Origin of the sequence: Falsarthrobacter nasiphocae (assembly GCF_031456275.1) — a bacterium.
Taxonomy (GTDB): Bacteria; Actinomycetota; Actinomycetes; order Actinomycetales; family Micrococcaceae; genus Falsarthrobacter; species Falsarthrobacter nasiphocae.
Genome location: NZ_JAVDUI010000001.1, coordinates 1700320 through 1726673, shown reverse-complemented (window position 1 = coordinate 1726673; position 26354 = coordinate 1700320). Strand labels below are relative to the sequence as shown.

Sequence of the window (26354 nt, the reverse complement as noted above, 5' to 3'; positions counted from 1 at the left end):
CCTCGAACGCGCGGCCTACTCGGTCACGGCCTCCGGCCCGCCTGCGAGCAGACGCTCGAACCCGGCCTCGTCCAACACGGGCACCCCGAGCTGCTCGGCCTTGTCCCGCTTGGAGCCGGCGGCCTCCCCGGCCACGACAAAGCTCGTCTTCTTCGACACAGACCCGGAGGCCTTGCCTCCGCGCACGAGGATGGCCTCCTTCGCCGAGTCCCGCGAGAACCGCTCCAGGGTCCCGGTGACCACGACGGTCACGCCTTCGAGCGTCTTGGGCAGGGACGGGTCCGCCTCGTCCTCCATGCGCACCCCAGCCGCAGCCCAGCGGTCCACGATCTCCGCGTGCCAGTCCTCGGCGAACCACTCGACGACGGCGCTCGCGATGGTCGGCCCAACGCCGTCGACCTCTGCGAGGTCCTCAAAGGACGCCGCGCGGATGGCCGCCATGGACCCGAAGGCCGTGGCGAGGGCCCTCGCCGCCGTGGGCCCGACGTGCCGGATGGACAGGGACACGAGCACGCGCCACAGCGGCTGCGCCTTGGCCTTCTCCAGCTCCTCGAGCAGCTCGACCGCGTGCTTCTGCGGCTCGTTGCGCCGCAGGCCCTTCTCCCCCGCCGGGGCGTCCACCGGGACGCGCCCGAAGAAGTAGGGGGTGAGGGCCTTCTCGCCCGTGGGGATGAAGCGCCCGGCCTCGTCCTTGACGAGCCTGCCCGTCGAGGGGTTCTTCGCGAACACGTCGCGGAGCACCTCAAGCGGTGCGAGCCTCTCGAGCGTCAGCTCGAACAGGCCCGCCTCGCTCGTCAGCGGCCCCCGCTCGGGCGAGTCCGGCGTCACGAGGGCGCGCGCGGCCTCGGCCCCGAGTGCCTCAATGTCGAGCCCGCCGCGGGAGCCGATGTGGATGACGCGCCGCACGAGCTGCTCCGGGCAGGACTTCGCGTTGGGGCAGCGGAGGTCGACGTCCCCCTCCTTGGCGGGCGCGAGCGGCGTGCCGCACGAAGGGCAGTTCTCCGGCATCGTCCACTCAGTTTCCGTGCCGTCGCGCAGCGCCGGGACGCTCGTCACCACCTCCGGGATGACGTCGCCGGCCTTGCGGAGGATGACCGTGTCGCCGATGAGCAGGTTCTTCGCCTTGACGACATCCTGGTTGTGGAGGGTCGCCATGGCCACCGTGGACCCCGAGACGAAGACCGGCTCGAGCTGCGCGTAGGGCGTCACGCGCCCCGTGCGGCCGACCTGCACGCCGATCCCCAGCAGCTTCGTGTGAACCTCCTCAGGCGGGTACTTGTACGCCACGGCCCATCGCGGCACGCGGCTCGTGTGGCCCAGGCGGCGCTGCTGCGCGAAGTCGTCGAGCTTGACCACAATCCCGTCAATCTCGTGCTCCAGTGAGTGCCTCTTCGCGCCTTGCTCTTCAATGAAGCGGACGACGTCGTCCAGCTTCTCGAAGACCCGCGCGTGCGGGGACGTCGGCAGGCCCCAGCGGGCCAGCAGGGCGTACGCCTCGGACTGGCTCGCGGCGAGGGCCCCTAGCGGGGTCCCGACGCCGTGGATGTACAGGGCCAGCCTCCGCTTGGCCGTCAGGGCGGGGTCCTTCTGGCGCAGCGAGCCGGCCGCGGCGTTGCGAGGGTTCGCAAAGGGCGCCTTGCGCTCCTCGAGGAGGGCAGCATTGAGCTGAGCGAAGGCCTCGGACGGGATGAAGATCTCGCCGCGGACCTCGAGCTCGGCGGGCACGTCGTCGCCCTCAAGACGCCGCGGCACAGACTCGATGGTCAGGACGTTGTGGGTGACGTCCTCCCCCGTGACGCCGTCGCCGCGCGTGGCCGCCCGGACGAGCTCGCCGTTTCGGTAGAGGAGGCTGATCGCGAGACCGTCGATCTTCAGCTCCGTGAGCCAGCGCGGGGCACCGCCATCCAGCGAGGCCTCAGCACGCTCGAGCCACGCGCGCAGCTCATCCAGGGAGAAGACGTCCTCAAGGGAGTACATGCGGTGCAGGTGCGTGACGGGGGCGAAGGCGCTGGACGGCGTGGCGCCGACGTCCTGCGTGGGCGAGTCATTCGTGACGAGCCGGGGGTGCTCCGACTCCATGCGCTCGAGGTCCCGGTAGGCGCGGTCGTAGTCGGCGTCCGAGACGAGGGGTGAGTCCTCCATGTAGTAGGCCACCCGCTGCTCCCGGATGAACTGCGCCAGGGCGCCGTGCCGTGCCGCGAGCGCCTCCTCGTCAAGGGCCGCGAGGGCTTCGGGGGCGTAGTCGGCGGGGTCGGGGATCACGACAGCTGGGGAGTCACTCACGCCTCCCATTATGGCGGACACTCCTCGGGGCCGACGGGCCTCGGCCCAGAGCCGCGGCGAGCGCCCCCATGGGGAGCCGATCCCGCGGGTCAAGCGATGGGCGCGCCCAGGCAGAGGGCCCGTCGGTCACGGCGAGGCTCCAGGAGGGCGCGAGTTTGCATCTCTTTGGGGACCGTGCCTATGCTCATGACGGATGGTTTTTTAACCTCCTGCTATATCGTCTGAGGAAAGTCGATCAGCCATGTACTCCCCCCCCCCTGACCTAACTCGCGCTGTCAGTCGCCGCCGCGTCCTCTCCGGCGCCGCGTGGGCCGCGCCCGTCGTCACCCTCGCGCACGCAGCCCCCGCTGCCGCCGCCAGCTGCACGCCATCCTCGCCACCCGTCTCCACCTTCAGCGCAGCCCTCGTCCACCCCAGGTACGACGCAAGATCAGGAACCCTTGAGGGGTCCCAGTTCCAGTTCGCCGGCCTCGACGCGGACGGACTCCGCTTCTCGGGCCACACAGAGGCTGTCAACGGCGAGCGCGAGCGCGTCTCGCGCCCCTGGGTGGAAATCGCCATCCGCGCCGAATACGGCCGCATCGCATGGACCCTCGATTCCACGTCTCCCGACACAGACTGGACCCCCGCCGACATCCGCGGACCAGAGACCGCTGCGGACGGCACCTCCGTGTACGTCTACCGATTCACGAACCTCCGAGACTGGAGCAATGTCGGTGGGGCCCCGCAGCTTCATCTGCAGTTCTATTTCACCGGCACGCCCGAACGCCCACTGCCCCCAGGCACGGACGTCAAGTCCATGACCGACCGCATCACCGCAGGGTTCCCGACCTACGACGCCGTCTGCAGGTCCGGCATACGAGTCCTCGAGGCCAGCGAGCCCACGCAGACGACCACGCCACCGGCCGAGTTCCTGGAGGAGTGGCACATCGTCGGCGAATGACCACTATGCCCCACATCTGCGATGCCCTGGGCCGGGATGCGTCTGCCACTCATGAAGGGCAGCGCACCCTGGCCCATGGGCAGCGCACGAGACTCCTAGGAGGCGCGGTAGCGGATCGTGAACCTCATGTTCTGGACCAGCGTGTCGTTGGCCGGGTCGAGATCCGGCGCAGCGCGGCCGTCCAGGGTGAATGTCGTCACGGCCGGCAGGGTGACGTACTGCATGCTCTCGAGCGTGACATGCGAAACGGTCACTCGCCACGAGACACTCACGCGCTCACCCGCCTTGAGCGGGGTGGCGAGGCGGAAGTCCTGCCGACGCATGATGTCGTGCGGGGGAGTGACATTCTGCGTCTCGTAGGGGGCGCCGGAGGGCACGAGCTCAACACCGTTCGTCACGCTGACGAGCTCCGGGAAGGAGGCCACGCGGATGGACTCGTATTCCGGGGTCGTCACATATCGGCGGCCGGTGGCACCGACGGACAGGGTCACCCTGGAGCCCACGGGGGCATCGCACGCCCCACTGTTCTCCAGGACGGACACCATGGTGAGCGTACGGTCCGGGCTTCCGGGGAAGAGGTCGTACTCGGGGACGCGGCGCGGCGGACGACCCATGAACCTCACCCGGTTCGCAGGTTCGAGGGGATGGGAAATGGACACGGGGTGCACCTCATAGGTACACCCCGGGACAGTCGCCGAGACCGCCCGAGCAGGGGCGGAGCTGGCGAGGGCCACGGCAGGAACCGACCACGCGGCGCCTGCCACGACGCGACGGCGTGAGGGCAGTGATTGAGACAAGCTGGACTCCTTCGCTCAGGGGATGGCGTGGCCGGCCGAAACCGAGACCACCACGACCTGAGCGTAGGAACCCATTCTATAGCAGACGAAATAAATAATGTCACACTCGCGCTAGTGAGCACCCCTGTCCTTATTCCACCTCACGATTCCACCTCACGACCCAGCAGCCCTCGCAGCCCGAGGGAGCGCCCTTGATCAGAGCGCAGACTGGTCTACTCGACGCCCGCCGCGAGCAGCACGAGCAGGGCGCCATTGAGGGCCACGATCAGGAAGGCTCCCAGACCGGCGAGAACGGCAACCCACCGCGGGTCGGCATACTCGCCCATGAGGGCGCGACTCCGTGTGAAACCGCACAGGGGGATGAGCGCAAACGGCACCGCGAAGCTCAGCACAGCCTGACTGAGAACCAGCGCCGCAGTGGGATCCGCCCCCATCCACAGCAGGCCCACCGCTGGAATGATCGAGACACACCGCCGGAGCCACATCGGCACGCGCCGCCCGAGGAACCCGCCCATGACGACGTCACCCGAGTACGCTCCGACCACGGTTGAGGCGAGCCCTGAGGCCAAGAGGCCGACCGCGAACATGACCCCCACCACGGCCCCGAACTGCTCGGCAATCGCCGCCGCCGCACCCTCCAGCGTGTCCACACCATCCACGCCCCGCAGCGTGGCCGCCGCCGTGACGAGCATGCCGATGTTGACGGCGCCGGCCACGGCGAGCGCCAGGCCGACATCCCAGCGGGTGGCCGCCAAGAGGCGCCGCCCCTCCCCGCGCGAGCGAATCCTCCCGTGCCGCTTCAGCGCTAGGTCCGAATGCACGTAGACCGCGTGCGGCATGACCGTCGCCCCGAGCATGGACGCGGCGAGAAGCACTGACCCCACGCCCTCGAACCGCGGCACCAGACCCGCAGCCACGTCCCGCGGGGCCGGCGCGGAGACGACGAGCCCCGCCAGAAAACCAGCCGCGACCACCGCGAGCATCGCCACGATGACCGCCTCGAACGCCCGCTGCCCCCGCGCGTCCCTCGCCAGGAGCAGGAGGACAGAGAACACGCCCATGACGAGCCCTCCCGCCCAGAGCGGCACTCCCCAGAGGATGTGGAGGGCGACGGCGCCGCCGATCACCTCAGCCATATCCGTCGCGATGATGGCCAGCTCCGCCTGGACCCAGTACGGCCAGCGCCAGCGCGGCCCGACAGCCCGCGCAATGTGCTCCGGCAGGGTGCCCCCCGTGACGAGGCCGAGCTTCGCGGACTGATACTGCACGAGAGCCGCCATGGCATTCGCCGCGACGAGAACCCACACGAGCAGGTATCCGTACTGGGCCCCCGAGGCCATGTTGGCCGCGACATTGCCCGGGTCCACGTACGCCACGGCGGCAACGAGGGCGGGTCCCAGCAAGAGAATCAACCGAGATTTAGACATGTCTAAATATCTATCAGACATGTCTATGCCGTGTCTCGCCGACACGGAATGAGAGGGGAGAACGGCGCATCAGGGCCACGCCGAAGGCCACGCGGCCGAGCCGGGGCCCAGCGCCCCCGGCACCGCGCGGCAAGGGGCTCAGTGGCCCCCGGCACCGCTCAGTCGAGGCTCAGCCCATGTCCGCGGCCCCGGGACACGGTCACAGGCTGAATGTCGCCGAACCCGCGCACCGAGCGCACGGACTGCGGCAAGAGCACGTAGCGCTCGTCCCCAGCGAGGGCCGCCGCCGTGGGCGCGTCCGTGAGCACCGTACCGGGCTCCGCAAGCGATGTCAGGCGGGCAGCGAGGTTCACTGTGGGCCCGTAGATGTCGCCGAGGCGCGAGAGGATGCGCCCCCACACGAGGGACACACGAGCCGGGGGGAGCTTGTCGTCGTCGGTGATGGCGCTCGCAAGGGCCAAGGCGATCTCCACGCCGGCCTCGGGGGTGGGGGCGATGAAGAGGACCTCATCGCCAATCGTCTTGACGAGGCGGCCACCGCCCACGGAGATGATCTCCGAGCAGGTCCGGTCGAACCGCTGGACGAGCTGGGCCAGCGTCCGCTCCGACATCTGTCGAGACAGAGCCGTGTACGACACAAGGTCGCAGAAACCCACGGCTCGAGCGAGCGGCAGGGCCCGATCCGCCCCGTCCCCTGTCCCGTGGCCGGGTGTCGCGGGCCCAGAGTCGAATCGCACCGCGAGCCGGTCCACCGCAGCAGTGAGGTTGCGTCTCCACGCATAGATGATCGAGCGCTCGAGGGGCTCAATGAGGCTCGGGAGCTCGTGGACGAGCCGCCGCCGCGCCTCTTCGTCGCTCAGCCCCTGGTGGGCGATCATCTCCTCAATGAGCGCCTCAACCTGCCAGACCACCATGCGATCCGTCATCTGGCCGATCGAGCGGGTGATCGAGATGGCCGCATCCTCCGTCAGGCTGCGGTCCCGCACGAGCGAGACGAGCGCGTCCAGCGCCTTCTCGTCCTGCGGCGTGAACGCCACGTCGTCGTCGTCGAACTCCGGCAGGCCCAACGCCCTCCAGAGCTTGCGCGCGGAAAGGAGGGACACGCCAGCCCCTGCGGCGATGTCTCGACGGCGCAGCCGGCGCTCGGAGCCGAGGAGGATGCGCTCGAGCCGGCCGAGCGCCGCCTGGGTGGCCTCGCGGTCGAAGGGGCGGCTCTCCCCGATCGCCCGCCCCGCGAGCTCGTCCCCCCGCTGGTCGGCGTCGAAGGACGTCGGGTAGTCCGCAATGGGGCTGCCCGGCCGAATGATCGGCAGGGACAGGGTCAGCGGCCGGGCGTCCTGGGACGAGGGGGCGCCTGCGGGCGTGCCCTCCTCCGGCAGGGAGTCCGGCTCCGGCCCGCGATGCCGCTCGAGCCAGGAGTCCTCGGGCCGGGAAATGGACGAGCTCATGCGTAGCCTCTCTCGGACTGCCCAAACTGCTGCTCGGCGAGGGGACGGTGCCAATGGCGCTGCTGTGACTTGGACACCGCATCGATGACTTCGGCCCGGAAGGCGGCCACGTGCGGCACATCGTGGAGAGCGAACTCACTCCCCTGGGCCACGAGGAACCGGAGCGTCCCCGTGTCCCCCGTCCGCTGGAGGAGGCGCTGGCGGATGTCGACACGGTAGATGGCAGGCAACGGCACGCTGTCCTCCCGCGCCCCGCCCAGACCTCGGCGCACAATGAGCCGCTCATCGGTCAGGACATAGGCGGTGGTCATCCAGTGCCTCACACGCCGGAAGCCCAGAACGTCAAGGAACCACAGGCCCGCCAGCACGGCCACAGACCTCATGGCCAGTTCCAGCTCCGGGCCCACGCCTCGCCCCGCAGCCGCGAGCGCGGGCATGACGAGACTGGCCACCGCCCCCACGGCAACGGCGCCCAGAAAAACGCGTGCGAGGGGGCCGATCAGCGTGCGCGCGCTCGGGCGCTCGCGGAGGATGACCCGCTCCCCCTCGGCCAGAGTCAGCCTCACGCGGCACCCCCCGAATCGGTGCGGGGGGCGTCGCTCGCCGGCTGGGCCTGGGGATGGTCGTTGTGCCCGGTCCGCGGAGCCTCTTCGGGACGCATGTGCCAGACGTCCCCAGCGTGAACGGTCACGAGCTCGCCGGAGTCCGTGCGCAGCATGAGCCCCCCGCTCGGGTCCAGCCCCACGGCCGTCCCCGTGACGTCCCGCGAGGGGTCGTCCGCCACGAGCTCCGCCCTGACGCGGCGCCCCAGGGTGTCCATGACGGCCTCAACCGGGCCGAGGTCACCGGCGGACATGGCGGCCTGCGCCGCCGCCAGGATCCCGGCCACGAGGTCGGCGGCAAGCTCCGAGGCGTCGTCCAGGACCGCGTGCGCGGCAGCCCCCAGCTCCACGGCCAGGGACGTTGCGGTCGCCACCGGCAGCTGCTCGTGCGTCTGGCGGACGTTGAGCCCCACTCCCACGACGACGGCGAGGCCGCCCGGCTCTGTCACCGCCTGGCACAGGACCCCGGCCACCTTCCGGCCGCCGATGAGGACATCGTTGGGCCACTTGGTCATGGCGTGGAGCCCCACGCGCTCGCGGAGGGACCGGGCCACGGCCGCCCCAGCCGCGAGGGGCACGAGGCCCAGCCGCTCGGCGCCCGCAGGGGTCTCGGGGCGCACGATCACGGACAGAAGAATGGATGAGTCGGGCTCCGCCGACCACGACCGCTCGAGGCGTCCCCGCGCGCGCGTCTGGTGCCGCGCCAGGACGGCTGCGCCGCTCGGCGGGCGTGCGCCGCCTGGGGCCCCCGAAACGGCCTCGATGGCCACCGCGTTGGTCGAATGCGTCTCGTCCAAGACCTCAAGGGCACGGCAGACGTCAGGGCCGAGGCCGCGGTCCGCGAGGGCACCGCGGACCGCGTCTGCGCTGACCAGCGGGGCCGCGGGGCCGCGGGGCGTGTCCGGTGTGGTCTCAGGCATAGAACCGATCCTATCGACCCTGCGTGGACGCCTGCTGAGAGGACCGTGCACCCGGCCCCCGGGGGCGGCGAGGAGGGAGGCTCAGTCGAGGAAGTGGTCCCGGGCGAACGGGCCCTCGCCCCCGTACACGGACAGGTCCGTGACACCCACGGCCGCGAGGACGTCCTCGTCGATGAGGAAGCGGCCCGTGACCTCGCGGGACTCCTGGGTGAGGATCGCGTGCGCCGCGTCCGCGACAATCTCGGGCGTCCGGCTCACGGCCGCGAGCTTCTCCCCGCCGATGACGTTGCGGACGGCCGCGGTGTCGATCGTCGTCGCGGGCCACAGGGAGTTGACCGCGACCCCCGCGTCCTTGAGCTCCTCGGCCAGGCCTATGGTCGTCATCGACATCCCGTACTTCGCCATCGTGTAGGCGAGGCTCCCGCCGAACCACGCCGGGTCGAGGCTGATCGGCGGCGAGAGCGTCAGGATGTGGGGGTTGTCCGAGGCCTTCAGGGCGCCCAGGGACAGCTTGCTCAGGAGGAACGTGCCGCGCGCGTTGATGTCCTGCATGAGGTCGTACTTCTTCATCGAGAGGCTCTCCGTGCCGGAGAGGTCAATCGCGCTCGCATTGTTGACGACGACGTCGATGCCGCCGAACTCGGCCACGGTCTGCTCAACCGCCGCGGCCACGCTCTCGTCGTCGCGCACATCCCCCACGATGGCGAGCGCGCGTCCTCCGGCCGCCCGAATCTCCTCCGCCGCCGTGTGGATGGTGCCCGGCAAGGCAGGATGCGGCTGATCCGTCTTGGCCATGATGGCCACGTTGGCGCCGTCCTGCGCCGCTCGCAGCGCAATGGCGAGGCCGATTCCCCGCGAGCCGCCGGACATGAGGAGCGTGCGCCCGGACAGGTCGCGGCCAGTCGGGCGCAGGCCCTCGGCAGGCGTCGGCGCGCCGGGCGTGTACAGAGGAGGGATCATGTGAGCCATGTCTCTGAGCATAAGTCATGGCGCGGTGAGAGGCAGGGGGTGCGCGTCGCCGGTGGCCTGCGGCTAGCATGAATGGCATGACCGCCCAGGGACACGACACGAACGCACGGGATCGAGGCTTCGATCTCTCGACGACCGCCGGAAAGATTGCAGACTTCAAAGCGCGCCGCGCTGAGGCCCAGGCCCCCGCGGGTCAGGCGGCCCTGGACCGGCAGATCGCCCGCGGCAAGGGCACAGCCCGATCCCGCATCGAGTCCCTCCTCGACGAGGGATCGTTCGTGGAGTTCGACCAGCTCGCCGTCCACCACTCCACTGCGTTCGGCATGGACAAGAAGCGCCTCCTCACGGACGGCGTCGTCTCTGGCTACGGGACCGTGGACGGCCGCCAGGTTGCCGTCTACTCGCAGGACTTCACGGTCTTCGGCGGCTCGCTGAGCCAAGTCAACGGCGAGAAGATCGTCAAGGTCCAGCAGTTCGCCCTCAAGACGGGCTGCCCTGTCATCGGCATCAACGACGGCGGCGGGGCCCGGATCCAGGAGGGCGTCGCCTCACTCGCGATGTTCGCCGACATCTTCCGCAACAACGTTCACGCCTCGGGCGTGGTCCCCCAGATCTCCCTCATTCTCGGCCCGTGCGCCGGCGGCGCCGCGTACTCCCCGGCCCTCACGGACTACGTCGTCATGGTGGACAAGTCGAGCCACATGTTCATCACGGGCCCCGACGTCATCAAGACGGTGACGGGCGAGGAGGTGGACATGGAGACGCTCGGCGGCGCCCGCGCCCACAACGAGAAGACGGGCACCGCGACCTACCTCGCGCAGTCCGAGGACGACGCCTTCGAGTTCGTCCGCGAGCTTCTCGACTTCCTCCCGAGCAACAACCTCACGGAGACGCCCACCGCGCCCTTCGAGCAGCCGGAGGAGGAGACCGCGGAAGACCTCGCCCTCGACGCCCTCATCCCGGACTCCGCCAACCAGCCGTACGACATGCACCAGGTCATCGAGACCATCGTCGACGACGGCCACTTCCTCGAGATGCAGGCCCTCTACGCACCGAACGTCATCATCGGGTACGGCCGCGTCGAAGGACGCCCCGTGGGCATCGTCGCCAACCAGCCCATGCAGTTCGCGGGAACCCTGGACATCGCGGCGTCCGAGAAGGCTGCCCGGTTCGTCCGCACCTGCGACGCGTTCAACATCCCGATCCTCACGCTCGTCGATGTCCCCGGGTTCCTCCCCGGCACGGACCAGGAGTTCCAGGGCATCATCCGGCGCGGCGCCAAGCTGCTCTACGCCTACGCTGAAGCGACCGTCCCCAAGATCACCGTGATCACCCGCAAGGCCTACGGCGGGGCGTACATCGTCATGGGCTCGAAGAAGCTCGGGGCGGACATCAACCTCGCCTGGCCCACCGCGCAGATCGGCGTTATGGGGGCCCAGGGCGCCGTCAACATCCTCTACCGCCGCGAGCTCGCGGCCATCGAGGCCGAGGGCGGGGATGTCGCCGACCGCCGGGACGAGCTCGTGCAGTCCTACGAGGAAGAGCTCCTCAACCCGTATCAGGCCGCGGAGCTCGGGTACGTGGACGCGGTCATCGCCCCGAGCGAGACCCGTCTCCAGATCATCCGGGCGCTTCGCGCGGCGCGGGACAAGCACGAGCGCCTCCCCGCGAAGAAGCATGGGAACATTCCTCTATGAGTTCCGTCGAGTCTTCACCTGTGGCCGAGCCCGCCCAGCCCCCTCGCCTGTCCGTCGTCTCCGGGGACATCACGGAGGAAGAGCTGGCGGCGCTCACCGTCGTCGTCATGGCGACCGGCTCCTACGCGCCGCCGCCCAAGACCGAGCCCGGGCCCCGCTCGCAGGCCCGCGCGTTCGTGCGCCGCGCCCTTCTCGCCCTGCCGAACATTCCCGGCCCGGGATCCTGGCGCCGCAAGCGCTGACCCGCGCTCTCCCGATGCAGGAATGGTGCCTGCTCGCCAAGAACGGACTCGTTGTGGGCGGGCAGGCACCATTCGCGTGTGGGGTGCTCAGGCCCCGGCTGCGCGCTCCTGGATGACGCGGGCCGGAACGCCGCCGACGATCACCTTCGGCTCCACGTCGCGAGTCACGCAGGCCATCGAGGCGACGATCGCGTCCTCGCCCGTCGAGGCGCCGGGCACGAAGACGGCGCGCGTCCCGACCCACGTGCGGGCCCCAATGGTCACGGGGGCGTCATACATGCCCTGCTGCTGAATGGGCTTGCCCGTCTCGCTCGAGACGTGAGTGCGGGTGAGGATGACCGTCTCGAAGCCAATGAGAGCGTGGTCCTCGAGCGTGAGCTTTCCTCGCGCGTCCAGGGTGCAGTCACGGGCCACGACGACGCCGTCCTTGACCGTCAGGCCCTCCGGACCGACGACTCGGGTGCCCGTGCCCAGGTAGGCCGTGGGGGCGATCGTGGCGCCGAGGGAGCGGAGCACGGCCATCCGGGCCCGCCGCGGCAGCGTTCCGGGCATGACCCGGAGCACGCGCTCGTCGAGGACCGAGAGGGCCTTCGTCCGAATCTTCTTCGACAACGGTTGAGTCATGGCTTTCCTAACGTGTGATGTGGTCGGTCAGCTCGCGTTCGACGGCCTCGGCCGCGGCGGCTTCGTAGTCAGCCCAGCTGCCGGACGAGACGAGCCCGGGGGCCGCCTCACGGAAGGCCCGCTGCTGCGCTGGGTTCTCGACGAGCTCCTTGACGGCTTCCGCAATGGCCTCGGGGCTGCGGACGGGGACGACGCGACCCGCGATGCCGTCCACGCCGAGGTCTCCGCCGGCCGTGCGAGGAGTCGTGATGACCGGCAGCCCCGCGCCGAGGGCCTCCGGCACGACGAGGCCGAAGCCCTCGAAGAGGCTCGGCAGGACGAGCGCATGGCTCTCGGCGAATCGCGCGGCCAGCTCGGAGCGGGGCACGCTGCCAGGAATGCGCACGAAGTCCTCGGCCTTGGCCGAGGCGACGACGTCCCTCGCGATCGACTCGTCCGAGGTGTAGAGAGTGAGCACGGCCTTGATGCCGTGCTCCTCCCGCAGTAGGCGCGTGGCCTCGATGGCGTCCTCGATGCGCTTCTGACTCGTCATCCGCCCGGCGTAGACGAGTCGAGTGTCCCCGGTCGTGGCGAGACACTCGGGCTCGACCTTGAGCCGGGCAGGCTGCTCGAAGCCCGGCGCGCGCCGAACGACCCGCACATCCGGCCGCACGAGGCGAACTGACTCCTCGATCATGACGCTCGAGGCGAGGACGAGCGCCGCCGTGCGGATCTCCGTGGCGCGGGGGACCTCGCCGTGGTGCATCCTCATGAGCTCCTCGGGGAACTCCTGCTGGAGGAAGGGCACCGTGGGCTGGGGAAGGTACGTGAAGAAGGGAATCCCGAGCTCGTCGCAGAGCCCCGCGACTTCCTGGCTCATCGACGCCGTTCCATAGACCGCGTCCGGGCGCTCGGCCCGGATCAGCCGGGTGACCCTCGCCTGGACGGCCGCCACCATGCGGTCCGTCAGGGCCTGCGTCTGCCGGGTCAGGCCCGCGCGGTTGGTGGCCACGCGGGCGATGTCCGCGACAGTGGCGGCGTTGACGACTCGCTCGCGCGTGAGCGGCGAGGGCAGGCGCCGGCGCTCCAGCTCGGCCCGAGCCGGTCCGGGGAGTGCGGCAGGGACGGCCCCGTCTGACGGCACCGCGAACGCCGTGACGAAGGTGAGCGCATGGCCGCGAGCGGCGAGGCCTGCCGCGAGGTGAATGGGCGCTGGGTGCGTCGAGGGGGCACAGAAGAGGAGTTTCATAACACGTTGAATCGTATCGCGGGAACCTTTGGGCTGACCCCCAGCCAGGACGGGCACAGGTCCCTATGATGGACCCATGGACATTGTGAACCACGCCACCCCGTCCCCCATCGACGAGCTCGCCGAGGCCCACGCGGCCCGCGTGCTGGAGCTCAGCCCCGAGACAGCCACGAGCATGGGCATCCCGGGCCGCGAGACGGAGTACGGCGACTACTCCCCCACCGGCCTCGACGCCTACGCGGACCTCTGCCGCGAGACGCTCGCCGCCCTCGCTGAGCTCGCCCCGTCCACGGAGAACGAGGCCGTGACCAAGGACGCGATGCTGGAGCGGCTCGGCCTGGACATCGAGTCCCACGAGGCGCTCGACCCGCACTCGAGCCTCAACAACATCGCCTCCCCGGCCCAGGAGATCCGCGCGATCTTCGACCTCATGCCCCAAGAGAGCGCCGAGGACTTCTCCCACATCGCAGGCCGCCTCGCCAATGTGCCGGCGGCCATCGACGGCTATACCGCCTCCTTGCGGTACGCAGCCGATCGCGGCGCGGTCTCCGCCCGGCGGCAGGTCGCCGTCGTCATTGAGCAGAGCCGCGCCTACGGTGCGGAGGACGGATTCTTCACCGCCCTCGCCGCCCGGGGAGCCGAAGCGCACCCGGAGCTCGCAGAGAGCCTCCGGGAGGGCGCACAGGCCGCGAACGCCGCCTACGCCCGCCTCGTCGAGTTCCTCGAGGGCACGCTCATGCCCCTGGCCCCACACAAGGATGCTGTGGGCCGGGAGGCCTACGCGCGGGGCTCCCGGCGCTTCCTCGGCGAGACCGTGGACCTCGAGGAGACGTACGCGTGGGGCATCGAGGTCCTCGCGGACATCGTCGCCGAGCAGGAGGCCCTCGCCTGCGAGATCAAGCCGGGCGCGTCCATCGAGGAGGCGAAGGCCATCCTCAACGCGGACCCCTCCCGCGTCCTCCACGGCACGGACGCGCTGCGCGAGTGGATGCAGGGCATCTCGGACACGGCGGTCGCGGAGCTCGGCCGGGAGCAGTTCGACATCCCCGAGCCCCTGCGCACCCTCGAGTGCTGCATCGCCCCCACCCAGGACGGTGGCGTCTACTACACGGGGCCGAGCTCCGACTTCGCCCGCCCGGGCCGCATGTGGTGGTCCGTCCCGCCGGGAGAGACCGAGTTCACCACGTGGGGCGAGACCTCCACGGTCTACCACGAGGGCGTCCCGGGCCACCACCTCCAGGTCGGCACGGCGACGTACCTCAAGGACACCCTCAACACGTGGCGGCGGGACCTGTGCTGGACATCCGGCTACGGCGAGGGGTGGGCGCTCTACGCTGAGCGGCTCATGGACGAGCTCGGCTACCTGTCCGACCCGGGCGACCGCATGGGCATGCTCGACGCACAGCGCATGCGCGCGGCCCGCGTCGTCTTCGACATCGGCGTCCACCTCGAGCTCGAGATGCCCCGCGAGTGGCAGGAGCGGACGGGCCAGCGCGTCTGGACGCCGGAGATCGGCAAGCAGTTCCTCGACGAGCACCTCGAGGGCTCCGAGGGCACCCGCTCCTTCGAGTTCGTGCGCTACCTCGGCTGGCCGGGCCAGGCCCCGAGCTACAAGGTCGGCCAGCGCGTCTGGGACGAGCTGCGCCGCGAGGCCGCAGAGCGCGAGGGCGAGAGCTTCGACGTCAAGGCCTTCCACAGCCGGGCCCTGAGCCTCGGATCGCTCCCCCTGTCCACGCTCGTCAAGGCGATGCGCGGCGAGCTGGCCGTCGAGGCCCCGGGCGCGTGAGCGGCGAGGCAGTCCTCACCCTCGCATCCCAGTCCCCCGGGCGCGCGGCGGTCCTCACGCAGGCCGGGATCCGCTTCCGCCAGATCGTCTCGGACGTGGACGAGGACGCAGCCACGGCCGCGGCCGGCCCCGTCTCCCCTGGCGAGCTTGCCCTTGTCCTCGCCCGGGCCAAGGCGGAGGCCGTCGCCGCGTTGCCCGAGGCGGCGGGCTCCCTCGTCCTCGGGTGCGACTCGGTCTTCGAGGTGGACGGCGCCCCCTTCGGCAAGCCCTACACCCGCGAGCGGGCCGCTGAGCGCCTTCGCGCCCAGTCCGGCCGCACGGGTGTCCTCCATTCCGGCCTGTGGGTCTGTGACCGGCGCTCGCCCTCCAGCGGGGTTCCGGACGGGGGCACGACGACGAGCACTGGCGTGACCTTCGCGCCGCTGTCCGAGGACGAGATCCAGGCCTACGTGGCCACGGAGGAGCCGCTTCACTGTGCGGGGTCCTTCACGATCGACGGCCGCGGCGCCGCCCTCGTGGAGCGGCTAGACGGCGATCCGTCCGCCGTCGTCGGGATCTCCGTCCAGGTCCTCCGCGTGCTCCTGCGGCAGCGAGGCGTCCCTCTCAGCGATCTCTGGGGCCCGTGAGGAGGCGCCGCGGAGCCCCCCGCCCGCGTTTCGAGTGGGGCGAGGGGGCCCGGGCGGCGTAAGCTCGGGTATCGAACGAGACTCCGTGGTCACCGCCGCTGGAGGATCACGGCGGCCCCGCCTCATGCCGCCGCGCACACACATCAGCACGCACATGTCAGAGGTTCCATCGTTTGGGAGTCGGATTGAACGAGTTCACCAAGGTTTTGATCGCCAACCGCGGCGAGATCGCTGTTCGCATCGTGCGGGCAGCGCGGGACGAGGGTCTGTCGACCGTCGCCGTGTACGCGGACTCGGACCGGGATGCCCTCCACGTCCGGCTCGCTGACGAGGCCTACTCACTCAAGGGCGAGACCGCCGCGCAGTCATACCTGGACCAGGACAAGATCCTCGAGATTGCCCGCAAGTCCGGCGCCGACGCCGTGCACCCGGGCTACGGCTTCCTCGCCGAGAACGCGGACTTCGCTGGCCGCGTCATCGACGCCGGCCTGACGTGGATCGGCCCCTCGCCGTCCGCCATCTCGGCGCTCGGCGACAAGGTCCAGGCCCGCCACATCGCCGAGAAGGTCGGGGCGCCCCTCGTGCCCGGCACGTCGGACCCCGTCTCGAGCAGCGACGAGGTCCTCGCCTTCGCCGACGAGTTCGGCCTGCCCGTGGCCATCAAGGCCGCGTTCGGCGGCGGCGGCCGCGGCATCAAGGTCGCCCGCACCCGGGAAGAGATCCCGGAGCTCTACGACTCCGCGGTGCGGGAGGCCACGGCCGCCTTCGGTCGCGGCGAGTGCTTCATTGAGCGCTTCCTCGATGCACCCCGCCACGTCGAGACGCAGTGCCTGGCTGACGTCCACGGCAACGTCGTCGTCGTCTCCACCCGCGACTGCTCCCTGCAGCGCCGCAACCAGAAGCTCGTGGAGGAGGCGCCCGCGCCGTTCCTCAGCGAGGACCAGGTGCGCCGCCTCTACGAGTCCTCGAAGGCCATCCTCAAGGAGGCCCACTACACGGGCGCCGGCACCTGCGAGTTCCTCGTGGGCACGGACGGGACGATCAGCTTCCTCGAGGTCAACACGCGCCTCCAGGTCGAGCACTGCGTCTCCGAAGAGGTGACGGGGCTTGACCTCGTGCGAGAGCAGTTCCGCCTGGCCAGGGGCGAGGCCCTCGGCTACTCGGACCCGGAGATCACGGGGCACTCCTTCGAGTTCCGCATCAACGGCGAGGACGCCGGCCGCGGCTTCCTCCCCTCCCCCGGCAAGATCACGTCCCTGACGTGGCCCGGCGGCCCCGGCGTCCGCGTGGACTCCGGCGTCACGGCGGGAGACTCCATCACGGGCAACTTCGACTCGATGCTCGCGAAGCTCATCGTCACGGGCCGCGACCGCGAGGAGGCTCTCGTCAGGGCTCGCCGCGCGCTCGCCGAGCTCAAGGTCGAGGGCATCCCGACCGTGGCGAACTTCCACCTCGCCGTGGTCTCCGACCCGGACTTCGCGCCCCGCGACGGCGCCCCGTTCCGGGTTCACACCCGGTGGATCGAGACCGAGCAATCCACCGAGTTCGAGCCCTTCACGGGCGGGGAGGACCCGGAGCAGTCCGAGCCCTCGACCCCCGTGACGGTTGAGGTCAACGGCAAGCGCATCGAGATCGTGCTGCCGGCTGGCCTCGGCACGGCCGCCGCCGCACCGGCGCAGGCTGCCCCTGCGGGCCGCCCGGCCCGCGGAAAGGCGGGGTCCCGCCGCGGCCGCCCGGACGCCGCCGCTGCCACGGGCGACGACGTGACCGCCCCCATGCAGGGCACCATCATCAAGGTGGCCGCCGAGAACGGCGCCACCGTCGCCAAGGGCGATCTCATCGTGGTCCTCGAGGCCATGAAGATGGAGCAGCCCATCACCGCGCACAAGGCGGGCGTCCTGGAGGGCCTCTCCGTGGAGGTTGGGCAGACCGTCACGGCGGGCACGGCGATCGCTCGGATCGCGGACGCCTGAGCCGCACAGCCGCCAAGGGGCGCTTGCCGGAAGATCTCTTCCGGCAGGCGCCCCTTCTTCTGTGTGACTGGCCTCGCGGACAGGCCGACCCCGCCGCCCGGGCCCGGGTGACGGGGTCGGCCTATTCCGGGGCCGGATCAGGCCACGTTGTCCTCGAAGGCCACGTCCCGCGTGTCCTTGGAGAAGAACACAGCGGCGAGCGTGATGAGGGCCGCGAGCGCGAGGTACAGGCCCACGAGCACCGCGTTGCCGCCCACGTGCCACAGCCACACGGCCACGAACGAGGCGGGGGCGGCGCCGATGACGGACGAGAGGTTGTACGCCACGGCTGAGCCCGTGTAGCGAACGTTGGACGGGAACATCTCCGGCAGGTACGCGGCCATGGGGCCGAACGTGGTGCCCATGAGGGCGAACCCGATGATGAGGAACGCGATGACGCCCGGTCGGCCCATCGACAGCAGGGGCTGCCACACGAGACCGAACGCCGCGATGGCCACCGAGACCCCGATGACGAGCTTGCGCCGGCCGAGGCGCTCCGCCCACGGCCCGGAGAGGACCGTGAAGATGCCGAAGAAGACCACGCCGATGATGAGGAGCCACAGGAACTCGGTCCGGGCGAAGCCGAGGCCCGGGACGAAGTCCGCCGCATTGAACGGCTTGCCCGCGGACTTGGCGGCGGCGGCCGCGGCGGCCTCCGTCTTGGGCGCCGTTCCGTACGTCAGGGTGAACGAGGTCATGAGGTAGAAGAGCACGTAGGTCGCGAGCATCGCGACGGTTCCAAGGGCGACGGCGCGGCCGTGGCGCACGAACACGTCCGACATCGGGAGCTTGGCGACGACGCCCGCCTCCACGACCTTCTCGAAGGATGCGGACTCGACGAGGCGCAGCCGGACGTAGAGGCCCACGATGACCATGACCGCGGAGAGGAGGAACGGCACGCGCCAGCCCCAGGCCATGAACTGCGCGGCGGAGAGCTGCGTGCTCATGACGATGAAGAGCAGGTTCGCGAGGATGAAGCCGATCGGCGCGCCGAGCTGCGGGAACGTGCCGTAGATGGCGCGCTTGCCCTCCGGCGCGTTCTCCGTGGCGAGCAGGGCCGCGCCGGACCACTCGCCGCCCAGCGCGACGCCCTGGAGGAAGCGGAGGATGACGAGGAGGGTCGGGGCGACGACGCTCAGGACGTCGTTCGTCGCCGTGGGCAGACACCCGATGAGGAACGTCGAGACGCCCATGATGAGCAGAGACGCCACGAGGGTGACCTTGCGCCCCAGGCGGTCCCCGTAGTGCCCGAAGAGGAAGGCGCCGACGGGGCGGGCCAGGAAGGCCACGCCGAAGACGGCAAAGGAGCTGAGGACGGCGTTGAGCTCCGTCGCGTGCGGGAAGAAGAGCTTCGGGAAGACGAGGACCGAGGCGGTGGCGTAGATGTAGAAGTCGTAGAACTCGATCGTCGTGCCGATGAGGCTCGCGAAGATCACGCGCCCACGGGAGTTGCGCGGCTGCGTCTCGCGCGCGGCGGGCGCGAGGTGGGTTGACGTGTGACTCATTCGTGCTGCCTTCGTGTCCATGCGGCCCGCGGCGCCAGGACCGCGGGGCGCCCTGATCGCGGGCGCTCCCACACTCTCCCGCATTCCACATGGTGGATCATTCTGGGTCCAGAGAGTGGACCCAGGGCGCGGGCATCAGCGGGACGCGACGTACAGCGCACCCATGACGGGCTCGCGCTCCAGGACCTGCATCTCGGGCAGGCCCTCCCCCGCGAGCCGCTCCGCCAGGCGGGACGCGAACGAGGGCTGGTTCTGCACGAGCCCGCCCCCGCACACCACGGGCCCCTCGCTCCCGAGGCGGTCCGCGACGGACACGATCAGGTCAGCGGCCGCCTCGACACCGCCCTCGATGATCGCCGCGGCGCGTGCTGACCCGGCGGCGGCCGCCTCGAAGACGACCGGGGCGAGCCCGGCCCACCGCGTCCGCGACGGGTCCTCGTGAAACGCGCCGATGAGCCGCTCTGCGGAGGCGACCCCGGCGCGGTCGACGACGAGCGGCACCAGGGCGTCGTCGTCCTCCGACTCGAAGGCCCGCAGGGACTCGCGGACCGCCTCGCGGCCGAACCACCAGGCGCTCCCCTCATCGCCGAGCAGATACCCCCATCCGCCGGAGCGGGACTCCCGGCCCTCCGCCGTCACCCCCCAGGCCACGGAGCCCGTGCCGAGAATGACGCCGATGCCCGTGTCGTGGTGATTCGCCGCCAGGATGAGGCGAGTGTCATGGACAACCCGGAAGCGCCCCCGGGGGATGCCGAGCTGCTCGGAGGCGAGAGAGGCGAGGCGCGCGGCGTCCTCAGGCGTGTCCACCCCGCCGGCCCCGATGACGACGCTCCCGACCCGCCCGGCCCACCCCGGGCTGGCGGACTCGAGCTGGGACGCGAGGGAGGCCAGCGCCGCTGCCGCCTCCTCCCGCGAGACGTTCTGGACGTTCGCGCTCCCGGCGCGCGCGGAGGCATGCGGCGTGTCCGGGGAGTCCTGCGAGGCGAGGACGGCGCTCGTCTTCGTTCCGCCGATGTCGATGCCCAGGTAGTCCCCTCGGCGAACTGCCGAGCCGCGTAATTGCCCCATGCGCCCACAGCGTAATGCACACGGCGTGCAACCCCAAGCCGGGCGATTCCGCGTGCCGACCTCGTACCCTGGAAAGATGAGCATCACCCCGGAGCACGAGCACCAGGAGAACCGCATCTCCCCCAGGCTCGCGGCGGACCTCCGCGACCGCCTCCTCGACCTCGACACCGCGTCCTCCGGCGCCGCCTTCGCCCTCGACACTCCGCGCGACTTCCTCAACCGGGCCACCGAGCTCATGTGCGCCGACAACCCTCGCGGCGCCCTCGAGACCCTCCTCGACGGCTGGGGAATGCTGACCGGCCTCCGGGAGCGCGGGGACGCTGCAGCGGACCCTGAGACCGTGCTCACCTACCTCGGCGCGCTCATCGACTGCGCGGAACAGTCAAAAGACGACGACGCCTCGGCCGCCTGGCGCGAGCGCCGGATCGAGCTCCTGACCGAGCTCGGGCGGACCATGCAGGCCGGCCTGGAGCGGGTCCTCGGGCCCCTCGCCTTCCGGCAGCCCACGGCCGAGACCGTCACCGAGATCGAGCCCCTCGCGGCCCCGCTCGGCGCGGACGAGCCCCAGGCGCTCGATCTCCGTGTGCTCTATGGGCTGTGCCTTCAGCGCGCCGGACGTCACACCGATGCCATCGCCGTGCTTGAAGGCGTGCACGACCTCGCGGAGCGCCTGGGCCACGCAGAGTCCCAGGTGCTGGCCCGCTTCCTCGTCGAGGACTCCTACGTTCAGATCGGGGATGAGGAGACGGCGCTCGCGTACATCCACGACATCGTCCGTCTGAGCGACAACCGGGCCATGATCGCGATGATGCTCATGAAGCGCGCCCAGCTCGCGGCGGGAGCGCCGAGCAAGACACCGGCCGTCCTCTTCGACCTCGTCAACGCCCTCGAGCTCTTCGCCGCCTGCGGCATCCGGCCCGGCGCCATCATGGCGGCCATGGCCATGGGCGGGCTGCTGTCTGAGAACGCCGCGCACGAGGCGGCCGCGGCGGCCTATGGGGTTGCGCTGGACGAGGCGGAGCGCGCCGAACACCCGCTCGGGCCCCAAATCGCCGTATCGCTCGGCAACGCCCTGCTTCAGGCAGAAGAGCCCGCGCGAGGCGCCGCCGTGCTCAGCCGCTTCCTCGACACCCCCGAGCCCGTGGACGGCAGCCAGGCCGCCGAGCGCGCGGCGGCCCTCGCGACGCTGGGGCACGCCAAGCTCGCGGAGGGAGAGGCTGCCGAGGCCTACGCCGCGTGGAGCCAGGCCAGTGGCCGCTTCCTCGCCGGCGGGGACCACACCGCCGCCGCGGCTGCCGCTTCCAACTGCGGCAAGATCTGTGCTGCGGCCGGCAAGATGGACGAGGCGCGGGCGTGGGCCGAGAAGGCGCTTCAGGCGTCCCAAGAGGCCGGGGAGCACCCGCTCCAGGCGGCAGAGCACTCCATGTTCCTTGCGAGCGTCATGGCCCGCCAGGGGGATCAGGACTCGCTCGAGATCGTCGACGCGGCCCTCGAGATCGCCGTCGAGTACGAGGCGGAGTTCCACGCGGCGCAATTCGCGGAGACTCGAGGATCCGTCCTTCACGCTCTCGGACAGACCGACGACGCCATCGCCGCCATCCTCCGTGCCGCCGACGCCTACGCGTCCGTCAGCCTGAGCGACGAGGGGACGCGGTGCGACATCCGCGCGGCGGACCTCTTGCGGTCAGAGGGCCGGGACGTCGAGGCTGCGAGCGTGTACCGCTCGGCGATCGACCGCGACGTGGACCGCCCGGACTACCTCTTCGCGGCCTACAAGGGGCTCTCCCAGGCGCTCGGCTCGCTCGGGCAGGACCTCGAGGCGAGCGCAGCCCGGGCCGAGTCGGAGTCGTGGGCCGCACGGGCCCGCGCCATGGGGCTCAGCCTCGACTGAGCAAGAAACGGGCTCTGTGTGGCCTGAGCAAGATACGGGCTCGAGCGCGCCCTGAGCAGGGAGCGTGCTCTGCCGTGGCCCGAGCAAGAAGAGAACCCCGTCTCGCCTGAGTGAGATCGGGGCTCTCCGGGTCGCGGTCTGCCTCGGCAGGGCCGCGTGTGTTCTAGGCGCGGCGGCGGCGCAGCACTTCGTCGAGGTCGATGCGCGCGGGGACCATCGTGGACGAGGCGTCCGGCTCGACCTCCGCAGGACGGTGGCGGGACGCCTCCGGCGCGCTGAGGTAGGTCGGCTTGGGCACCTGGACCGGGTCCCAGGTGCGGGGCGCCTCAAGCTCAGGGCCCTCTGCCTTCGCGGGGGCCTCGACGGACGGCTCATCGGCCTCCTCGACGTCGAGCGACCCGGCGTCGAAGACCTGGGCCTCGCGGCGGCGGCGCGCACGCTCCTCGATGACCCTCGGGTCCTCCTGAAGGCTCGCGACGCGCGCGAGCTGCTCCCGCTCGGAGGCCATGGCGGCCCGGAAGGCCTCCTCGAGACGGGCACGGCGCTCCCGGACGGTGGACACGCGCATGGCTACGACGGCCACCGCGGCGAGCAGGAAGCCCACGAGGGGCCACGCCGGGCCCACGGCGCCGATCAGGGCCGGCACGAGGGTCAGCAGCGCAGTCAGGAACGCGACAGCCCCGACGACGGCGATGAGCCGCCGGGCGCCCTTCGGGGAGAGACGGGCGCTCCGCTCGCCAACCGGCGTTGCGGATTCGCGCACGGGTCCTGCGGGCCTCGTGCTCTTCGGCGTCGTCATCTTTGGATCCTGTCCTGCGGTTGATTCTGTGGTCATATCTGCGTCTGGTGAGGCGGTGCTCTCACCCTGCACGGCAGGGAGATCGCGCACCTCGCGAATCGCGGTGAGGAGCACCCCGATAAGGACGACGACAACAATGGCCGCCGACACGAGCGGAGGAAAAGACACGTCTAGCAGCATGTCCTGACGTGGTCTCCGCCATCACCAACCCGATTCACACCTTAACGCTACGGGGCCAACCTGCGATTACACCGGATGCGGGGCGGTGTGTCGCCTCATCCCCCACGCTGGGCCGGGGCGCAAAGCGCATCAGGCGCGAAACGGGGCCGCCGCCTCAGGCCCCATCCGCTCCAGCAACGGCTCCAGAACGCCGCCCGGGCAATCCTCGGCGAAAAGGGCGAAGCTGCGATGGTCACGCCAGTCGCCGTCGATATGGAGGTATCTCTCCCTCACGCCCTCGTCACGGAACCCGAGTTTCTCGACGACCCGAAGACTCGGGGCATTCTCGGGGCGAATGTTGATCTCGACGCGGTGGAGCCTCAGCTCGCGGAAGCAGTAGTCCGAGGCCATGGCCACCGCGACGGGCATGATGCCGCGGCCCGCCAAAGACGCGTCCACCCAATAGCCCATCGTGCAACTGCGAAATGCGCCGTACGTGATGCTGGAGACGCTCAATTGTCCGGCAAACCGCGGGACAGACCGCACGGTCTCAGCCCATTCGATGGCGAATGGCAGGCCTGCGCCGGCTTTCGCCTGCCGATTCATGAGCCGCCACATGGCCGCGTAGTTCCTCGGCCCCTCCCCAGGAATGGGGGTGGTCGCGTCCCAGGGGCCAAGCCAGGCGGCGTTCCGTGCCCGGGTCTCCGACCAGGCCCGCTCGTCGCGGCGCGAGAGAGGCCGAAGGCCGATGCGCCCCTGTTCGAGGCGCACCGGCCAGGCGGTGTTCATGGGCATGCGTCAGCGCTGCAGAGGGGAAGGGGCGGCCACTAGGCAGAGGGCTTCGCGGAGAACCCGCTCAGCCACTCGCGCAGCGCCGGCCCGAGGTCCTCGCGCTCGCTCGCCAGGGTGACGACAGCCTTGATGTACTCGAGCTTGTCACCCGTGTCGAAGCGGCGTCCCTTGTAGACGACCGCGTACACGCCCGCCCCCTCGCCCTCGGCCTGGGCCAGGGTCTCGAGAGCGTCCGTCAGCTGGATCTCCCCGCCGCGGCCCGGCTCCGTGTTCTCGAGGACCTCGAAGACGCGCGGGTGCAGGACGTACCGGCCGATCACGGCGAGGTTGCTCGGCGCCTCTTCACGGGCCGGCTTCTCGACGAGCATGTTCACCTTGACGTAGTCCTCGCCCTCGACGGGGGTGGCGTCCACCACGCCGTAGGAGCTCACCTGCGCGGGATCCACCTCCATGACGGCGACGACGGAGCCGCCCGTCTTCTCCTGGACGGCGATCATCTCGGAGAGGAGATCGTCCGCGGGATCCATGAAGTCGTCGCCGAGGAGGACGGCGAACGGCTCGTTGCCGACGTGCGAGGCAGCACAGCCGACCGCGTGGCCCAGGCCTCGGGGGTTGCCCTGGCGCACGAAGTGCATCTGTCCGAGATCGCTCGACTCGTGCACGGCGGCAAGCTTCTTGGCATCGCCCTTGGCCTCGAGGTTGGCCTCGAGCTCGGGGACGCGATCGAAGTGATCCTCCAGGGCGCGCTTGCTCCGCCCGGTGATCATGAGGATGTCCGAAAGACCGGCCTTGGCTGCTTCTTCGACCACGTACTGGATCGCGGGGCGATCCACGACGGGGAGCATCTCCTTGGGCGTGGCCTTGGTGGCGGGAAGGAAGCGAGTGCCCAATCCCGCCGCGGGGATGACGGCTTTGCGGATAGACTTGCGTGCGTTCATAATCATGATCCTACGCAATATCCCGTTGCCGCGAGACGCACGGCCTCATGGGCCGCCTCTCCAGCACCCCCGTCGAGGATGCGAGGGACCCCCGTGACCCTGCCCGCCGCCGAGCGCAAGAGCGCTCTCCGCCGCCAAATCCGCGCCGCCCGCGCCGCACTCACCGCGCAGGATCGAGCCCGCGCCAGTGAAGGGCTCGCCGCCTCCGTCCGCCGAGCCCGCGCCCTCGCCGGCGCAGGGGACACGACCCTCGCTTTCCTTCCCCACGCCTCCGAGCCCCCCGTGATGGCCGCCCTCGAGGAGCTGCACGCCACGGGCTCGCGCGTCCTCGTCCCCCGGGTCCTGCCGGAGCGGCGCCTGGAGTGGGTGCTCTGGCAGCCTGGCGAGCCGCTGGTCCGTTCGCCGCACGTCCCCCTCGACGAGCCGAGCGGGCCTGCCGCGAGCGACCTTCGCCCCAGCCTCGTCCTCGTTCCCGCCCTGGGCATCGGGGAGAACGGGGTGCGCCTCGGCCAAGGGGGCGGGTTCTATGACACGTTCCTCGCCTCCCTCCCGGCCTCGGATTCGGTCCTCGTCGCGGCTGTCGTGTACGACGACGAGCTGGCGCTCCCCGACGCCCCCGCCGAGCCGTGGGACGCCGTGCTCGAGTGGGCGGTCACCCCGGGCGGCCTCTGGCGGCGTCGTCCTCCACAGGCCGCTGAGACGCGGGTGGCACCTGGACGTTGTCCACGTTCCACACGCTGGCGGCTCGCCTGACGAGTCAGCCTCCTAGCGTGGGCGCATGGTTTTCACCCGATCGACCCACCGCCCAAGAGCACGGTCCCTGAGATCAGCGCGCCCCTCAGCCACCTTGAGGCCCCTGCGCCTGGCCCTGTTCCGGTACAGGGCCCTGGTCAAGGGTGCCCTCGGTGCTGTGGGAGCGGCACTGACGCTCGTGACGCTCGGTGCCCTCTCCCCCGGAGCGTCGCCCCCTGTTCTCGTCGCTGGCGCGGACATTCCCGCCGGGACCCTGGGCCAGGACGCGGCCACCTCCCTGTCCGGCGCAGGCCCCGGGGTGAATCCGGCAGACGGTTCGGGCCCGCCGGGGCTCGTCCGGGACACACAGGCCCTCAAAGACCGTCGCTTCGCGGTGCGAGTGCCGCGGGGCGCCCCCATCGCCGAGCGAGACCTCGTCCCCGCCCACGGCGGCCTCAAGCCCGGCGAGGCGCTCGTCATGGTCTCCGTGTCGCGAGACGAGGCTCGCACGCTTCAGCGAGGCAGCAGCGTCACCGTCCACGTGGACGGGCGGGAGGCGGCCAAGCCTGAGTCTGCGCACCGTGGGGACGGGGACGGCACACCCGCCCGCGTGCTCTGGACGGTCGAGCCGGAGCGGGGCGTTGTGCGCATCGGCGGCGGCCCGCAGACGGAGGCTCTCGTGGCCCTGGCCCTGCCAGAGAAGCGCGTCGGAGCCGTGGCGGCGGCAGCTCGCCGCGGGGGCGTCGTCGTCGCCCTGAGAGGGGACGAGGGTCCGTGAGGCGCAAGGGCTGGAGCGAGGAGAGGGCCAGGGCCCTCGAGCCGAGTGCCGTGCGGCTCGTGCCGGGTGGCACGCCGCCCGGACGAGA

General features: G+C 70.7%; 23 protein-coding genes. 9 read left to right on the top strand and 14 right to left on the bottom strand.

Going from position 1 to position 26354, the window contains the following annotated elements; translation table 11 throughout:
- Nucleotides 1-15: 15 nt before the first annotated feature.
- Nucleotides 16-2292 carry an NAD-dependent DNA ligase LigA gene (gene ligA / locus J2S35_RS07800; protein ID WP_380083991.1) on the bottom strand — a complete coding sequence of 759 codons (2277 nt, stop codon included), beginning with the start codon at nucleotides 2290-2292 and terminating at the stop codon, nucleotides 16-18.
- A gap of 232 nt (nucleotides 2293-2524) precedes the next feature.
- On the opposite strand from ligA, the gene J2S35_RS07795 reads away from it, so the two are divergent.
- The gene (locus tag J2S35_RS07795; protein WP_309851861.1) at nucleotides 2525-3226 is read left to right on the top strand and encodes a hypothetical protein; all 702 of its coding nucleotides are present in this window, start codon (nucleotides 2525-2527) and stop codon (nucleotides 3224-3226) included.
- A gap of 95 nt (nucleotides 3227-3321) precedes the next feature.
- On the opposite strand, the gene J2S35_RS07790 is transcribed toward J2S35_RS07795, so the two are convergent.
- The 6 genes from J2S35_RS07790 to J2S35_RS07765 form a co-directional block, all read right to left on the bottom strand.
- Entirely contained in the window at nucleotides 3322-3885 is a 564-nt protein-coding gene (locus J2S35_RS07790; RefSeq protein ID WP_309851858.1) for a hypothetical protein, read from the bottom strand.
- A 350-nt stretch (nucleotides 3886-4235) separates the two neighbouring features.
- Nucleotides 4236-5450 (bottom strand): Nramp family divalent metal transporter, encoded by a 1215-nt coding sequence (locus J2S35_RS07785; protein ID WP_309851855.1) that lies wholly within the window; start codon nucleotides 5448-5450, stop codon nucleotides 4236-4238.
- 158 nt (nucleotides 5451-5608) lie between these two features.
- A complete protein-coding gene (locus J2S35_RS07780; RefSeq protein WP_309851854.1) occupies nucleotides 5609-6898 on the bottom strand; it encodes an adenylate/guanylate cyclase domain-containing protein in 1290 nt (429 codons plus the stop codon).
- A complete protein-coding gene (locus J2S35_RS07775; RefSeq protein ID WP_309851852.1) occupies nucleotides 6895-7464 on the bottom strand; it encodes a PH domain-containing protein in 570 nt (189 codons plus the stop codon). Before J2S35_RS07775 ends, J2S35_RS07780 begins: the two co-directional genes overlap by 4 nt.
- Entirely contained in the window at nucleotides 7461-8420 is a 960-nt protein-coding gene (locus J2S35_RS07770; protein ID WP_309851849.1) for a biotin--[acetyl-CoA-carboxylase] ligase, read from the bottom strand. The genes J2S35_RS07775 and J2S35_RS07770 overlap by 4 nt, the downstream gene beginning before the upstream one ends.
- An 81-nt stretch (nucleotides 8421-8501) precedes the next feature.
- A complete protein-coding gene (locus J2S35_RS07765) occupies nucleotides 8502-9380 on the bottom strand; it encodes an SDR family oxidoreductase (RefSeq protein WP_380084034.1) in 879 nt (292 codons plus the stop codon).
- Nucleotides 9381-9466: 86 nt separating this feature from the next.
- On the opposite strand from J2S35_RS07765, the gene J2S35_RS07760 reads away from it, so the two are divergent.
- Nucleotides 9467-11086 carry an acyl-CoA carboxylase subunit beta gene (locus J2S35_RS07760; RefSeq protein ID WP_309851844.1) on the top strand — a complete coding sequence of 540 codons (1620 nt, stop codon included), beginning with the start codon at nucleotides 9467-9469 and terminating at the stop codon, nucleotides 11084-11086.
- Nucleotides 11083-11328, top strand: coding sequence for an acyl-CoA carboxylase subunit epsilon (locus J2S35_RS07755; protein WP_309851841.1), 246 nt, complete (start codon nucleotides 11083-11085; stop codon nucleotides 11326-11328). The genes J2S35_RS07760 and J2S35_RS07755 overlap by 4 nt, the downstream gene beginning before the upstream one ends.
- Before the next feature lie 87 nt (nucleotides 11329-11415).
- Here J2S35_RS07755 and J2S35_RS07750 read toward each other — a convergent pair whose 3' ends face one another.
- Nucleotides 11416-11952, bottom strand: coding sequence for an acyltransferase (locus J2S35_RS07750; protein ID WP_309851839.1), 537 nt, complete (start codon nucleotides 11950-11952; stop codon nucleotides 11416-11418).
- A 7-nt stretch (nucleotides 11953-11959) separates the two neighbouring features.
- Entirely contained in the window at nucleotides 11960-13180 is a 1221-nt protein-coding gene (locus J2S35_RS07745; RefSeq protein ID WP_309851837.1) for a glycosyltransferase family 4 protein, read from the bottom strand.
- Between the two features lie 76 nt (nucleotides 13181-13256).
- On the opposite strand from J2S35_RS07745, the gene J2S35_RS07740 reads away from it, so the two are divergent.
- The 3 genes from J2S35_RS07740 (at nucleotide 13257) to J2S35_RS07730 (ending at nucleotide 17565) form a co-directional block, all read left to right on the top strand.
- Nucleotides 13257-14966, top strand: coding sequence for a DUF885 domain-containing protein (locus J2S35_RS07740; protein ID WP_309851834.1), 1710 nt, complete (start codon nucleotides 13257-13259; stop codon nucleotides 14964-14966).
- Nucleotides 14963-15592, top strand: coding sequence for a Maf family protein (locus tag J2S35_RS07735; RefSeq protein ID WP_309851831.1), 630 nt, complete (start codon nucleotides 14963-14965; stop codon nucleotides 15590-15592). Before J2S35_RS07740 ends, J2S35_RS07735 begins: the two co-directional genes overlap by 4 nt.
- A 185-nt stretch (nucleotides 15593-15777) precedes the next feature.
- Nucleotides 15778-17565, top strand: coding sequence for an ATP-binding protein (locus J2S35_RS07730; protein ID WP_309851830.1), 1788 nt, complete (start codon nucleotides 15778-15780; stop codon nucleotides 17563-17565).
- A 137-nt stretch (nucleotides 17566-17702) separates the two neighbouring features.
- On the opposite strand, the gene J2S35_RS07725 is transcribed toward J2S35_RS07730, so the two are convergent.
- Both J2S35_RS07725 and J2S35_RS07720 read right to left on the bottom strand, forming a co-directional pair.
- Nucleotides 17703-19109: an MFS transporter gene (locus tag J2S35_RS07725; protein WP_309851828.1), complete on the bottom strand. Its 1407-nt coding sequence runs from the start codon at nucleotides 19107-19109 to the stop codon at nucleotides 17703-17705.
- Nucleotides 19110-19244: 135 nt separating this feature from the next.
- Nucleotides 19245-20177: an N-acetylglucosamine kinase gene (locus tag J2S35_RS07720; protein WP_309851826.1), complete on the bottom strand. Its 933-nt coding sequence runs from the start codon at nucleotides 20175-20177 to the stop codon at nucleotides 19245-19247.
- Between the two features lie 76 nt (nucleotides 20178-20253).
- On the opposite strand from J2S35_RS07720, the gene J2S35_RS07715 reads away from it, so the two are divergent.
- Complete coding sequence (locus J2S35_RS07715) at nucleotides 20254-22068, top strand: tetratricopeptide repeat protein (RefSeq protein WP_309851824.1); 1815 nt, start codon at nucleotides 20254-20256, stop codon at nucleotides 22066-22068.
- A gap of 163 nt (nucleotides 22069-22231) precedes the next feature.
- On the opposite strand, the gene J2S35_RS07710 is transcribed toward J2S35_RS07715, so the two are convergent.
- From J2S35_RS07710 to galU, 3 genes are all read right to left on the bottom strand, one after another.
- A complete protein-coding gene (locus J2S35_RS07710) occupies nucleotides 22232-22867 on the bottom strand; it encodes a hypothetical protein (RefSeq protein WP_309851822.1) in 636 nt (211 codons plus the stop codon).
- 309 nt (nucleotides 22868-23176) lie between these two features.
- On the bottom strand, nucleotides 23177-23821 hold the full coding sequence (locus tag J2S35_RS07705) for a GNAT family N-acetyltransferase (RefSeq protein ID WP_309851820.1): 645 nt from the start codon (nucleotides 23819-23821) through the stop codon (nucleotides 23177-23179).
- Between the two features lie 32 nt (nucleotides 23822-23853).
- Nucleotides 23854-24756 carry a UTP--glucose-1-phosphate uridylyltransferase GalU gene (galU, locus tag J2S35_RS07700; RefSeq protein WP_309851818.1) on the bottom strand — a complete coding sequence of 301 codons (903 nt, stop codon included), beginning with the start codon at nucleotides 24754-24756 and terminating at the stop codon, nucleotides 23854-23856.
- Nucleotides 24757-24849: 93 nt separating this feature from the next.
- On the opposite strand from galU, the gene J2S35_RS07695 reads away from it, so the two are divergent.
- Together J2S35_RS07695 and J2S35_RS07690 are read left to right on the top strand one after the other, a co-directional pair.
- Complete coding sequence (locus J2S35_RS07695; protein WP_309851816.1) at nucleotides 24850-25509, top strand: 5-formyltetrahydrofolate cyclo-ligase; 660 nt, start codon at nucleotides 24850-24852, stop codon at nucleotides 25507-25509.
- Nucleotides 25510-25603: 94 nt separating this feature from the next.
- Nucleotides 25604-26266, top strand: a complete 663-nt coding sequence (locus tag J2S35_RS07690; RefSeq protein ID WP_309851814.1) for a hypothetical protein — start codon at nucleotides 25604-25606, stop codon at nucleotides 26264-26266.
- Nucleotides 26267-26354 lie beyond the last annotated feature (88 nt).

Bases quoted from the DNA above. Each gene is read 5' to 3' on its own strand.
- ligA (WP_380083991.1), bottom strand. From the start codon at position 2,292: ATGGGAGGCGTGAGTGACTCCCCAGCTGTCGTGATCCCCGACCCCGCC.
- J2S35_RS07795 (WP_309851861.1), top strand. From the start codon at position 2,525: ATGTACTCCCCCCCCCCTGACCTAACTCGCGCTGTCAGTCGCCGCCGC.
- J2S35_RS07785 (WP_309851855.1), bottom strand. From the start codon at position 5,450: ATGTCTAAATCTCGGTTGATTCTCTTGCTGGGACCCGCCCTCGTTGCC.
- J2S35_RS07780 (WP_309851854.1), bottom strand. From the start codon at position 6,898: ATGAGCTCGTCCATTTCCCGGCCCGAGGACTCCTGGCTCGAGCGGCAT.
- J2S35_RS07770 (WP_309851849.1), bottom strand. From the start codon at position 8,420: ATGCCTGAGACCACACCGGACACGCCCCGCGGCCCCGCGGCCCCGCTG.
- J2S35_RS07765 (WP_380084034.1), bottom strand. From the start codon at position 9,380: ATGATCCCTCCTCTGTACACGCCCGGCGCGCCGACGCCTGCCGAGGGC.
- J2S35_RS07760 (WP_309851844.1), top strand. From the start codon at position 9,467: ATGACCGCCCAGGGACACGACACGAACGCACGGGATCGAGGCTTCGAT.
- J2S35_RS07755 (WP_309851841.1), top strand. From the start codon at position 11,083: ATGAGTTCCGTCGAGTCTTCACCTGTGGCCGAGCCCGCCCAGCCCCCT.
- J2S35_RS07750 (WP_309851839.1), bottom strand. From the start codon at position 11,952: ATGACTCAACCGTTGTCGAAGAAGATTCGGACGAAGGCCCTCTCGGTC.
- J2S35_RS07745 (WP_309851837.1), bottom strand. From the start codon at position 13,180: ATGAAACTCCTCTTCTGTGCCCCCTCGACGCACCCAGCGCCCATTCAC.
- J2S35_RS07740 (WP_309851834.1), top strand. From the start codon at position 13,257: ATGGACATTGTGAACCACGCCACCCCGTCCCCCATCGACGAGCTCGCC.
- J2S35_RS07725 (WP_309851828.1), bottom strand. From the start codon at position 19,109: ATGAGTCACACGTCAACCCACCTCGCGCCCGCCGCGCGCGAGACGCAG.
- J2S35_RS07720 (WP_309851826.1), bottom strand. From the start codon at position 20,177: ATGGGGCAATTACGCGGCTCGGCAGTTCGCCGAGGGGACTACCTGGGC.
- J2S35_RS07715 (WP_309851824.1), top strand. From the start codon at position 20,254: ATGAGCATCACCCCGGAGCACGAGCACCAGGAGAACCGCATCTCCCCC.
- J2S35_RS07710 (WP_309851822.1), bottom strand. From the start codon at position 22,867: ATGACGACGCCGAAGAGCACGAGGCCCGCAGGACCCGTGCGCGAATCC.
- J2S35_RS07705 (WP_309851820.1), bottom strand. From the start codon at position 23,821: ATGCCCATGAACACCGCCTGGCCGGTGCGCCTCGAACAGGGGCGCATC.
- galU (WP_309851818.1), bottom strand. From the start codon at position 24,756: ATGAACGCACGCAAGTCTATCCGCAAAGCCGTCATCCCCGCGGCGGGA.